This window comes from Marinobacter oulmenensis (genome assembly GCF_014201735.1).
GTDB lineage: Bacteria > Pseudomonadota > Gammaproteobacteria > Pseudomonadales > Oleiphilaceae > Marinobacter > Marinobacter oulmenensis.
Genome location: NZ_JACHFE010000010.1, coordinates 1 through 11,611, shown reverse-complemented (window position 1 = coordinate 11,611; position 11,611 = coordinate 1). Strand labels below are relative to the sequence as shown.

The following is an 11,611-nucleotide window of genomic DNA, read 5'->3' as shown; positions in this document are numbered from 1 at the left end:
ATGGAAGGCAGAAAAGAGATTGGAAACCATTACGAGGGTGTGGCTGCGCGCTACCTGGCCCGAAAAGGCGTTCGGATACTGGAACACAACGTGTTCAGCCGGGGCGGCGAGATTGACCTGATCGGCATGGATGGCGACGTACTGGTCTTCTTTGAAGTGCGCTACCGCAAGCAGGAGGCACTCGTAGATCCAGTCAGTTCGATTTCATGGAAAAAACAAAAGAGTCTGCTGCGGGCCGCCGCCTATTATCTGCACCGCAACGGCCTCTGGAACGTCCTGAGCCGTATTGACGTGGTCGGCATCAGCCCAGGCCGTCGCAGCCGCTACCAGGTACACTGGATAAAGAACGCGATACAAGCGAGTTGATTCAACGACATGACCGACACCGGACAGAAAATCAGTCAATGGTTTGCCAGCCATATGGAGCATACAGCCGAGGCCGCCAGCACGGTTAGCCCGGCCATCGAAAAGGCCGCCGATGCCTGTGTCGCCACCCTGCTCCAGGATGGAAAAATCATCACCTGCGCCAATGGCAACGCCAATGTGCTGGCTCAGTACTTCTGCACCGCCCTACTGTCCCGCTTTGACCAGGAGCGTCCCGCCCTGCCGGCCATCAACCTGGGTGCGGATGCCACCACCTACTCCGCCATCTGCCGGGACAACCGGTTCAACGACACCTTCTCCCGCCAGGTACGGGCTATTGGCAAGCCGGGCGACCTGCTTCTTGTTGTGGTGGACGATGGCCACAAGGCAAACCTGATCCAGGCCATACAAGCTGCCCATGACCGGGAAATGATGATTGTGGTGCTCAGTGCCCGGGCCAAATCCGACATAACCTCACTGATGCACCCGGATGACCATGAGCTCGCGCTTAATGATCTGCCACCCAACGAGGCCACACCGATACTACTACTGATCCTGAACGCCATCTGTGACCTCATCGACCACAAGCTCTTCGGCGGCTGATCAATACCACCAGCCGTTCAGATACAAAAAAAGCCGGGAATTCCCGGCTTTTTTGTTACTTGACCACTTTGAGTGTGGGTCGACCGCTGGGTCTTTCTTCTGGCCCATCGGTATCATCCGGCCCTTCTCCCGGTCCCTCCGGATCCGGCGAACCCGGCTCACTGCCGAATACCATGCCCTCACCATTCTCCTTGGCGTAAATAGCAATGACGGCCTGAAGCGGAATAAACACCTGCATGGGAACACCGCCGAAACGGGCACTGAATTCCAGCGCACCATTGCCGATGACCAGACCACGAACCGCACCGGGGCTGATGTTCAGGACAATCTGGCCATTGGCTACGTGTTCCGTCGGCACCTGGACTCCCTGGACACCGGCATCCACCACGATGTAAGGAGTGCAGTCGTTGTCCAGAATCCACTCATTCAGGGAGCGGACCAGATAGGGCCGACTGGAGGTCATGGTTATCGTCATATCAGGCACTGGCTAAACTCCCACTTCGCCTGCCGGGAAAGCACCGGTCAGTTGCGAATGTCCTCTTCCAGATCGGAGAGGCTCGCCTTGAAGCCTTCCCGGGCGAAGATGCTTTCCATGTACTTCTGTATCGGCTTCGCCTGCTTTTCATCCAGCTCAATCCCCAGGGACGGCAGACGCCACAGGATCGGGGCAATACAGCAATCAACGATGGTGAATTCCTCAGACAGGAAAAACGGCAGCTCACCAAACAGCGGAGCGGTGGCCAGCAGGCTTTCCTTGAATTCCTTCCGGGCCGCTTCCGACGCCTTGGCATTGGGCTGAGCCAGAATCTGGTCGACCAGACCGCACCAATCTTTCTGGATCCGATGCATCATCAGTCGGCTGTTGGCCCGGGCTACCGGATAAACCGGCAACAGCGGCGGATGGGGAAAACGCTCATCCAGGTATTCCATCATGATGTTTGGCTCATACAGAACCAGATCACGATCCACCAGCGTCGGCAGGGCGTTGTACGGGTTCAGATCCGCCAACTCCGCCGGCGGGTTATCCGGATCCACATCCACGATATCAACGGTAACACCCTTCTCTGCCAGCACAATGCGCACCCGGTGGCTGTAGTGACTGGTGGGATCAGAGAAAAATGTCATTGATGACCGTTTGGTCACAACGCCCATAAAGTTACCTCACGATTCTAAAAACCGAAACATTCCAGAAAACGCAAAAACCAGCGGACCCATAGGGCCCGCTGGATATCAGCGGCAGGGGATTATACCCCAAATCTTCAGTGTACGTCTTTCCAGTACTCGCGATTGAGCAGGTAGGCAAAGACGAAGAAGATAGCCACAAAGATCAGCACGAACAAACCAAGGCGCTCACGCTCCACCTTGATCGGGTCGGCCATGTACGACAGGAAGTTGGTCAGATCCCACATGGCCTGATCAAATTCCGGGCCGCTCATGGAGCCTTCGATGGCGTAGTTTGCACAGACATCCGAGTGCATTACGTTGCCGCTGAGCGGATCGATGGACGGCTCTGTGCCAATATGCGGTTTTTCTGCACACAGGCCCTGAAGACCAACCAGTACGTGCGGCATCCCCACCTTGTCAAAGACAACGTTGTTGACGCCCAGTGGCCGGCTCTCGTCCTTGTAGAAACCGCGCAGATAGGAGTATACCCAGTCGGTACCACGCAGACGGGCCTCCAGAGTCAGGTCGGGTGGCGGCGCACCAAACCAGTCTGCAGCCATATCCTTGTTCATGGAATTCTTCATCAGCTCACCGATCTTGGCACCGGTAAAGATGAGATTTTCCTCGTACAGCTCAATGGGGATCTCAAGGTCTTCGGCCACCCGCTTGTAGCGGGCGTATTCCGCCGAGTGACAGCCCATGCAGTAGTTGGTGAACAGTGCCGCACCACGCTGCAGGGATTCCTTGTTGGTATGATCCGGCTCCATGGAGTCGAGTGCGGCTCCGCCGCCGGCTGCCAGCCCCATGGCCGGCAGGATCGCGAAAACGAGACCAAAAATCAGCTTTCTCATTATCCTGTCACCCTCTCTGGTACTGGCTTGGTTTTCTCCATGCGTGTGTAGAACGGCATGAGAATGAAGTACAGGAAGTACACCACAGTCAGGATCTGAGCCACCATGGTACGACCTTCAGTGGCCGGAACCAGACCGAGATACCCCAGGATAACGAAGCTGATGGCGAATACCGTCAGGGAGATTTTGCTCAGCCAGCCTTTGTAGCGGATGGAGCGAACCGGGCTCCGGTCCAGCCAGGGCAGGACGAACAGAATGGCAATGGCACCACCCATAACAACAACGCCCCAGAACTTGGCCGGCAGACCAAGGAAGTCCACGGTGACCGCACGCAGCATGGCGTAGAACGGGGTGAAGTACCATACAGGCGCAATGTGGGCCGGGGTCTTCAGCGGGTTGGCGGGTTCAAAGTTCGGTTTCTCAAGGAACAGGCCGCCCATTTCCGGGAAGTAGAACACCACAATGAAGAAGATAAAGAAGAACACCGCAACACCGACCAGGTCGTGCACGCTGTAGTACGGGTGGAACGGGATGCCGTCTTTGGGGATACCGTTCTCGTCCTTGTTCTTCTTGATATCAATGCCGTCCGGGTTGTTGGAACCGACTTCATGCAGTGCCAGGATGTGCAGCACCACCAGACCCAGCAGAACGATCGGCAAAGCCACCACGTGCAGGGCGAAGAAGCGGTTCAGGGTGATACCGGAAATCAGGTAGTCGCCACGAATCCACAGGGACAGGTCATCGCCAATGACAGGAATGGCACCAAAGAGGTTGACGATAACCTGGGCACCCCAGTAAGACATCTGCCCCCAGGGCAGCAGGTAACCCATGAAAGCTTCGGCCATCAGCACCAGGTAGATCAGCATGCCGAAGATCCAGATCAGCTCACGCGGCTTCTGGTAGGAGCCGTACATCAGGCCCCGGAACATGTGGAGATAGACAACGATGAAGAAGGCAGAAGCACCCGTAGAGTGCAGGTAGCGGAGCAGCCAACCCCACTCGACATCACGCATGATGTATTCGACCGAGTTGAATGCACCCTCAGCGGTCGGGTTGTAGCTCATGGTCAGCCAGATGCCGGTTACCAGTTGGTTAACCAGAACGAGCATGGCCAGGGAGCCAAAGAAGTACCACACGTTAAAGTTCTTGGGCGCGTAATACTTTGCCAGGTGTTTATTCCAGGCATCGACGATTGGCAGACGTTCATCCACCCAATTCAACAGTTTCTGCATTACGCTGCCTCCGGATCCAGACCAACAGTGAGGGTCGAATCGTCATCAAAACGATACGGTGGCACCTCAAGGTTCAGTGGCGCTGGCTGGCCCTGGTAAACCCGCCCTGCCAGGTCGTAACGGGACCCGTGACACGGACAGAACAGACCACCCAACCAGTTTTCCCCGAGATCGGCAGGAGCCACCTCAGGACGATAGGAAGGCACACAACCCAGATGGGTACACAGACCGACATAGATACCGAACTCCGGCCGGATGGCGCGAAGAGGGCCGTCGATGTAGGACGGCTGCTGCGGCTCTTCGGACTGGGGATCCTTGACCACATCGTTCAGTTTCTCAATGTTTTCCAACATTGTGTCGGTACGCCGGATTATCCAGACCGGCTTACCCCGCCACTCGATAGTGACTTGCTGACCCGGTTCGATCTTGTCGACATTGACTGTAACCGGTGCACCAGCTGCTTCGGCTTTCGCGCTGGGGTTCCACGAACCCACGAAAGGAACCGCTGCACCGACGACGCCGACACCACCTACCACGGACGTGGCACCGATCAGGAATCGGCGCCGGCCTTGGCTCACGTCGCCATTACTCATTATGGTTTTCTCCCATCAGGCGAGGCACAGAGTCGGCTTGCCGGCACTGCGCTTCGAAAAGGACTTCACAACCCAAAAATGTAAGCGCTGAAATGGTAATGAAATTGCACTGTCCTTACAAGCAGGAAAGGTCCGGACACCGGCTCAAGACTGCGCCAGATCAAAATTTTTCAGGAGCATACGGATATAAAAAAACCCGGCTACTGAGGCCGGGTTTTGGGAACGATGACCGGGGTTCCGATCAACGTTTGGAGTACTGCGGACGCTTACGCGCTTTACGCAGACCGATTTTCTTACGCTCAACGCGACGGGCGTCGCGGGTCACGTAACCGGCCTTGCGCAGAGCCGGACGCAGAGTCTCATCATAATCCATCAGGGCGCGAGTCAGGCCGTGACGGATAGCGCCAGCCTGGCCACTGGTACCGCCACCGGAAACAGTGATCTTGATATCGAAACGATCCATGGAATCGGCAACCACCAGCGGCTGACGAACGATCATTTGCAGAGTCTCACGACCAAAGAAATCTTCGATGGTGCGACCGTTGATGGAGATGTTACCGCTTCCCGGCTTGATAAAAACCCGAGCCGAGGATGATTTGCGGCGACCAGTACCGTAATTTTGTGCTACAGACATATCCGCCTTCCGTTAGATGTCGAGTTCTTTGGGCTGCTGGGCTGCGTGAGGGTGCTCAGCGCCTGCGTAGACTTTCAGCTTCTTGAACATGGCACGGCCGAGCGGGCCTTTCGGAAGCATGCCTTTGACAGACTTCTGAACGATTTGCTCGGGAGCCTTGTCTACCAGCTTCTCGAAATTGATGGACTTGATTCCACCCGGAAAGCCGGTGTGGCTGTAGTACATCTTTGCAGATGCCTTATTGCCGGTTACCTGCACCTGGCTGGCATTGATTACAACGATGTAGTCACCAGTGTCCACGTGAGGGGTATACTCAGGCTTATGCTTGCCCCGCAGACGACGGGCGATTTCGGTTGACAGACGACCCAGCGTCTTGCCGGCTGCGTCTACAACGTACCAGTCACGTTTTACTGTTTCTGGTTTCGCACTCAGAGTCTTCATTGATTCCGCCTTGAACGCTATATAAGAAACGTTAAAAACCACCACCGGTACATGCAAGGCATCCGGAGGAGGTCATACCTGTAATGTTGCGGCGTTGACACCATTCGGGGCTGAGATAGTGGCATCGCCTTGAAAAGCCAGGGCGCGAAGTATACTCGAAGCTCCCGGGAAAACCAACCCCATAATCCGGTGTTTCGCCTATCCCCTATGTCAGGGCCGGCACCAGTCGTTCCGGGCCCTGCCGGTACAGGCGGCAGGTATTAGCAAGAAGGATTTCTGAAAGCGTCTCTGCCGGAGTGTCCCGCAACTGGCACAGGGCGTCAAAGATCCTGGGCAGGTAGACCGGCGAATTCTCGCCCTTTGCAACCCCTGAGGGAGCCATGTCAGGCGCATCAGTCTCAAGAACCAGCGCATCTGCGGGCAGCCGGGCGATCGCGTCCCGCGTTTTTCGCGCCCGGTCATGGGTGATAACACCGCCCACACCAATATAACAGCCGATATCCACCAGTTTGACTGCCTGCTGGTAGCTGCCGGAAAAACCATGAACGAGCGCAGGCCCGGACCAGTTGAGTTGCCGGAGGATCGAATGCACCTGATCATGGGTCCGGACCGAGTGGATAACCAGCGGCCAGTCCTGTTCTGCCGCCAGACGAACCTGGGCCCGGAACCACTCTTTCTGCACTTCCAGGTCGCCCCGAATCGCGTCCAGACCACACTCCCCTAGCGCCAGGCAACCCTGGGGGCGTTGGGCAAGCCGGTCCCGCAGCTGGTCCAGATCGCTGGGCGAATGCTCCTGAACAAACCAGGGGTGGATACCCAGACAGAACCAGATGCCATTCTTCGGGTTCGCAACCCCGCTTACCCGGTCCCAGTCATGCTGACGAACGCCGGGAATCACCATCGCCCCCAAACCACGTCTGCGGGCCTCCTGCCACTCGGCGCCTCTGTGATCGGCGAAGCGCGGAAAATCAAAATGGCAGTGGGCATCCACCAGAGGCGTCATTGCATCGCTCCCGGCCGGGATCAGTGCTCCCGGGTCTTGTGGAACTGAATATCCGGATACCGTTCCTGGGCGAGATTCAGGTTGACCATGGTGGGAGCAATGTAAGCCAGCCGGTCAGCCCCATCCAGGGCCAGATTTTCCTGGCTCTTGCGCTGGAACTCATCCAGTTTGCGCTCGTCATCACAGGTCACCCAGCGTGCCGTGGCCACGTTGATTGGCTCATACACCGCTTCAACCTTGTACTCACTTTTCAGGCGGCTGACGACAACGTCAAATTGCAGCACGCCAACCGCGCCCACGATCAGATCGTTGTTCTTCAGCGGACGGAAAACCTGTACGGCCCCTTCCTCGGACAGCTGGATCAAGCCCTTCTGCAATTGCTTGGCCTTGAGGGGATCCTTGAGCTGGATGCGCCGGAACAGTTCCGGGGCAAAGTTCGGGATACCGGTGAACTTCATGTCTTCGCCGGCGGTAAAGGTATCACCGAGCTGAATGGTGCCGTGGTTGTGAAGACCGATGATGTCGCCGGCGATCGCTTCGTCGGCATGCTCGCGGTCGCCCGCCATGAAGGTCAGCGCATCGGAAAACCGGACGTCCTTGCCAATCCGGACATGGCGCGCCTTCATTCCCTGGCGGTAACGTCCCGAGACAATTCGGAGGAAGGCCACCCGGTCCCGGTGCTGCGGGTCCATGTTTGCCTGGATCTTGAACACAAACCCGGAAAAACCGTCTTCCACAGGATCGACTTTGCGCTTGTCCGTCTCGCGGCCCTGTGGCTCGGGCGCCCATTCAACCAAACCGTCGAGCATGTGATCGACACCAAAGTTACCAAGTGCCGTACCAAAGAAGACAGGCGTCAGCTCACCAGCGAGAAAGGCTTCCTGGTCAAACTCGTGGGAAGCGCCCTTGACCAGTTCGATCTCATCCCGGAGGTCGCCGGCATAGGCGCCGATCACCTCATCCAGCTCCGGGTTGTCGAGCCCCGAGATCACCCGGCGCTCCTGGATGGTATGGCCCTGTCCGGACTGATAGAGAATGACTTCATCCCGGAGCAGGTGATACACCCCCTTAAAGCCCTTGCCCATGCCTATAGGCCAGGTGATGGGCGCGCAGGCGATCTTCAGTACTTCCTCCACCTCATCCATGAGTTCAACCGGGTCCCGGGTGTCCCGGTCGAGTTTGTTCATAAAGGTCAGGATGGGTGTATCGCGCAGGCGGGTAACCTCCATCAGCTTGATGGTCCGGTCCTCGACACCCTTGGCGCTGTCAATCACCATCAGACAGGAGTCCACAGCGGTCAACGTCCGATAGGTATCCTCGGAGAAGTCCTCGTGCCCCGGCGTATCCAGCAGGTTGACCAGCTTGTCACCATAGGGAAACTGCATGACGGAAGTGGTGACCGAGATGCCCCGCTCCTTTTCCATCTCCATCCAGTCCGATTTGGCGTGCTGCCCGGACTTCTTGCCCTTCACCGTACCCGCTTTCTGAATAGCCTGCCCGTACAGCAGAACCTTTTCGGTAATCGTGGTCTTACCGGCGTCGGGGTGCGAGATGATCGCGAAGGTGCGGCGTTTGGCCACTTCCTGGGGTAGGTCAGACATAAACAATGGTAACCAGTGATTGGGTGGAAAACACAGTATTATAAGGCCTGAGAGGTACTCAGGTGAACCTCAGCGCCATAACACGGGCATCCTCACGCAGGGAGCCGGAGGGGTAATAACCAGGGCGCCGTCCAATGTCCTCAAAGCCCTCGCGCTCATAAAGGCGTGCGGCAGTGTCGTTGCTTTCGCGAACCTCAAGGATCATCTGAACAATGCCATCATGTAGAGCTTCTGCCATGGTCCGACGCAGGAGGTACCGACCGGCGCCATAACCACGCAAATCGGGATGCACGCAGATATTCATCAGGTGGGCCTCATCCACCACATAGCTGATCACGGCGTAGCCTTTCAGCTCCCCTCCGTGATCCAGCGCCCACAGGCGGTAGTCGTTACGGAAACAGTCCCGAAATACCGCCTCCGACCAGGGATGGGAATAACCCCGACGCTCAATCTCCAGAACCGCAGGCAGATCGCCTCGCTCCAGAGGACGGATATCACAACCTCCAAGGACGACACTCCGGACATCCGCAGTGCTCATCGGCGATGATCAACCAGTGGCCGAATCCGTGACCAGAGCTCCCGCTTCAGCCCGGGATCCGCTGCCAGCTTCGCCAGATTGGCCGGAAACGCCACGTCTGGCAGTTTGGCGATCGCACCGGACAGCCAGTCACCGGGATCGCCCAGCACGACAACGGAACGCTCTGTACAGTCACCCAAATATTCAGAAGCCAGATCAATCAGATGGGATGACCGGTTCAGCTCAATGCGGGAGTTGTTAAAAAGAGGCCAGTGCAGAGGGGCCAGCTCCTCCGGCTGCCCTTCTCCCAGCGCTTTCATGATGTTCCGCGCAAGCGCCACCTGAAGGGAGACGCTGCTGTCCTCGGAGAGACACCCAAGCAGTAAGATCTTGTCGCCGGCCCAGGCCTGCAGTATCAGCTTGCCGGGCACAGTCTCCGAATGCGAAGCCTGCGTCGACACCGGCTCCGGTTCCAGGGACTCATTGACCGGGGGCGCGACCTCCGCCACCGGGTCCGGCTCCGCTGCTGACGTCTGAACCGGGGATTCAGACGGGCCGCGACTCTCATCCATCAGCGCCTGAAGGCGATTGATCCGGTCGCGGTCCCGGCCGTCAGCCTTTTCCCCGGATTTGCGCTGCCGGGCAGCCGGTTGCACAACCGGGGCCTCAGCCACAGGCTCAGCTACCGTGTCCGAGACCGAAAAATCGAATTCGGGGCTGGGCGCGGCACCCGGCAACGGGTCCCGGGCGTACCACATACGCACACCTGCCACGCCGAGATAGAACTGTCGTTCTGCTTCCGTCCGAATCACAACCGCTCCCAATCAGACGTCTGCAACCTGGGGATGCTGGCGAATGCCTCCCCGGGTTATCAGGTTCAGGGCTTCAATATAGGCCTTGGCCGACGCGATGATGACATCGGTGTCGGAGCCGACACCGTTAACAATGCGACCGCCCCGCTCAAGCCGAACGGTCACCTCACCCTGGGCATCGGTACCGCTGGTAATGGCGTTAACCGAATAGAGCTGCAGATTACAGCCGGAATCTGCCAGCGATTCAATCGCAGAGAAGGTTGCATCCACCGGGCCACTGCCCTCCGCTTCCACGGTATGCTCCTTGCCGTCCATCAGGATGGTCAGGGAGGCCTTGGGCACCACCCCGGTTTCCGAACAGACTCTCATACAGACCAGTTCATAGGGCCCGTCTTCTTCCTTCTGCCGTGTATCACTGGCAATGGCCTGCAGGTCCTCGTCGAAAATCTCATGTTTCAGATCGGCGAGGGCCTTGAAACGGGTAAAGGCTTCGTTGAGCTCGGACTCCGTCTCGAATTTAATCCCCAGTTCCAGCAAGCGGGATCGGAACGCATTCCGACCGGAATGCTTGCCCAGCACCAGGCTGTTGGTGTGCCAGCCAACGTCCTGGGCCCGCATGATTTCATAGGTCTCACGGTGTTTGAGTACACCATCCTGATGAATACCCGATTCATGGGCAAAGGCGTTGGCGCCGACAATGGCCTTGTTCGGCTGTACCGGGAAACCGGTAATGGTCGACACCAGGCGGGAAGCCGGCACGATGTGCTGGGTATCAATGCGGGTGTCGATATTGAACAGATCCTGACGGGTGCGCACCGCCATGACAATTTCCTCGAGCGACGCATTCCCGGCCCGCTCACCCAGGCCGTTAATCGTGCACTCCACCTGACGGGCACCTCCGGTCACAGCAGCCAGGGAATTAGCCACCGCCAGGCCCAGGTCGTTATGACAGTGAACGGAAAAAATGGCTTTATCGGCATTGGGTATCCGGGTCATCAGTTGCCGGATGGTTTCCCCGAACTGCTCGGGAATCGCATAACCAACAGTATCCGGGATATTGATGGTACGGGCACCGGCATCAATCGTGGCCTCGATGATACGGCACAGGAAGTCCAGGTCCGAACGCCCGGCATCCTCACAGGAAAACTCGACGTCATCGACATGGTTGCGAGCCCGTTTGACCGCCCGAACCGCCTGCTCCACCACTTGGTCCGGCGCCATCTGGAGTTTGTGCTTCATGTGGATCGGGGAGGTGGCAATAAAGGTGTGAATCCGGCCCCTTTCGGCAGGCTGAATGGCTTCGGCGGCCCGATCGATATCCTTGTCCAGAGCCCGGGACAGGCTGCAGATGGTGGACTCCCGGACAGACTCGGCAATACCTTTGACCGCTTCAAAATCGCCCTGACTGGCGACCGCGAACCCGGCCTCAATAACGTCCACGCGCAACCTTTCCAGCGCCTTCGCAATACGGAGTTTTTCCGCCTTGTTCATGGTTGCGCCGGGACTTTGCTCGCCATCACGGAGCGTGGTATCGAAAATGACCAGGTGTTCTTGTGCGGCCATCGGAGGGCTCCCATCTGCAGGTTGGAATGGTTTTCGGGGCAGTATATCACTTCTCTTTACCACACGGCGGCCTGGAGACGGAGCGCATTTCTGCGGTCATAAAAAAAGCCCCGGCAGCTTTCGCTGTCGGGGCTTTTAGGTATTAGGAGCCTGACGATGACCTACTCTCGCATGGGCCATGCCACACTACCATCGGCGCAGATCTGTTTCACTTCTGAGTTCGGGATGGGATCA

The 11,611-nt window shown here is 57.6% G+C and carries 14 protein-coding genes and 1 rRNA gene; 2 read left to right on the top strand and 13 right to left on the bottom strand.

All coding sequences use genetic code 11. From position 1 onward, the window contains the following. Positions 1–366, top strand: coding sequence for a YraN family protein (locus HNR38_RS15730; protein ID WP_183706083.1), 366 nt, complete (start codon positions 1–3; stop codon positions 364–366). A gap of 9 nt (positions 367–375) precedes the next feature. Next, positions 376–966, top strand: a complete 591-nt coding sequence (locus HNR38_RS15725; RefSeq protein ID WP_183706081.1) for a D-sedoheptulose-7-phosphate isomerase — start codon at positions 376–378, stop codon at positions 964–966. A 55-nt stretch (positions 967–1,021) separates the two neighbouring features. Here HNR38_RS15725 and HNR38_RS15720 read toward each other — a convergent pair whose 3' ends face one another. From HNR38_RS15720 to rrf, 13 genes are all read right to left on the bottom strand, one after another. Further along, the gene (locus HNR38_RS15720) at positions 1,022–1,429 is read right to left on the bottom strand and encodes a ClpXP protease specificity-enhancing factor (protein ID WP_183706078.1); all 408 of its coding nucleotides are present in this window, start codon (positions 1,427–1,429) and stop codon (positions 1,022–1,024) included. A gap of 59 nt (positions 1,430–1,488) precedes the next feature. Then, positions 1,489–2,118 carry a glutathione S-transferase N-terminal domain-containing protein gene (locus tag HNR38_RS15715; protein ID WP_183706076.1) on the bottom strand — a complete coding sequence of 210 codons (630 nt, stop codon included), beginning with the start codon at positions 2,116–2,118 and terminating at the stop codon, positions 1,489–1,491. 107 nt (positions 2,119–2,225) lie between these two features. Next, on the bottom strand, positions 2,226–2,981 hold the full coding sequence (locus HNR38_RS15710; protein ID WP_183706074.1) for a cytochrome c1: 756 nt from the start codon (positions 2,979–2,981) through the stop codon (positions 2,226–2,228). After that, entirely contained in the window at positions 2,981–4,213 is a 1,233-nt protein-coding gene (locus HNR38_RS15705; protein ID WP_183706072.1) for a cytochrome b, read from the bottom strand. The genes HNR38_RS15710 and HNR38_RS15705 overlap by 1 nt, the downstream gene beginning before the upstream one ends. Beyond that, a complete protein-coding gene (gene petA / locus HNR38_RS15700; protein ID WP_183706070.1) occupies positions 4,213–4,806 on the bottom strand; it encodes a ubiquinol-cytochrome c reductase iron-sulfur subunit in 594 nt (197 codons plus the stop codon). The genes HNR38_RS15705 and petA overlap by 1 nt, the downstream gene beginning before the upstream one ends. Positions 4,807–5,047: 241 nt before the next feature. Beyond that, a complete protein-coding gene (gene rpsI / locus HNR38_RS15695) occupies positions 5,048–5,440 on the bottom strand; it encodes a 30S ribosomal protein S9 (RefSeq protein ID WP_183706068.1) in 393 nt (130 codons plus the stop codon). A gap of 12 nt (positions 5,441–5,452) precedes the next feature. After that, the gene (rplM, locus tag HNR38_RS15690; protein ID WP_183706066.1) at positions 5,453–5,881 is read right to left on the bottom strand and encodes a 50S ribosomal protein L13; all 429 of its coding nucleotides are present in this window, start codon (positions 5,879–5,881) and stop codon (positions 5,453–5,455) included. Positions 5,882–6,086: 205 nt separating this feature from the next. Beyond that, on the bottom strand, positions 6,087–6,884 hold the full coding sequence (locus HNR38_RS15685) for a TatD family hydrolase (protein ID WP_183706064.1): 798 nt from the start codon (positions 6,882–6,884) through the stop codon (positions 6,087–6,089). Positions 6,885–6,904: 20 nt separating this feature from the next. Further along, a complete protein-coding gene (gene prfC, locus HNR38_RS15680; RefSeq protein ID WP_183706062.1) occupies positions 6,905–8,485 on the bottom strand; it encodes a peptide chain release factor 3 in 1,581 nt (526 codons plus the stop codon). Positions 8,486–8,543: 58 nt separating this feature from the next. Next, complete coding sequence (rimI, locus tag HNR38_RS15675) at positions 8,544–9,023, bottom strand: ribosomal protein S18-alanine N-acetyltransferase (RefSeq protein WP_183706060.1); 480 nt, start codon at positions 9,021–9,023, stop codon at positions 8,544–8,546. Continuing rightward, a complete protein-coding gene (locus tag HNR38_RS15670; RefSeq protein WP_183706058.1) occupies positions 9,020–9,814 on the bottom strand; it encodes a hypothetical protein in 795 nt (264 codons plus the stop codon). The genes rimI and HNR38_RS15670 overlap by 4 nt, the downstream gene beginning before the upstream one ends. Positions 9,815–9,826: 12 nt before the next feature. Then, on the bottom strand, positions 9,827–11,377 hold the full coding sequence (locus tag HNR38_RS15665) for a 2-isopropylmalate synthase (RefSeq protein ID WP_183706056.1): 1,551 nt from the start codon (positions 11,375–11,377) through the stop codon (positions 9,827–9,829). 148 nt (positions 11,378–11,525) lie between these two features. Further along, positions 11,526–11,611: ribosomal RNA gene (gene rrf / locus HNR38_RS15660) — 5S ribosomal RNA — on the bottom strand; the annotation flags it as partial.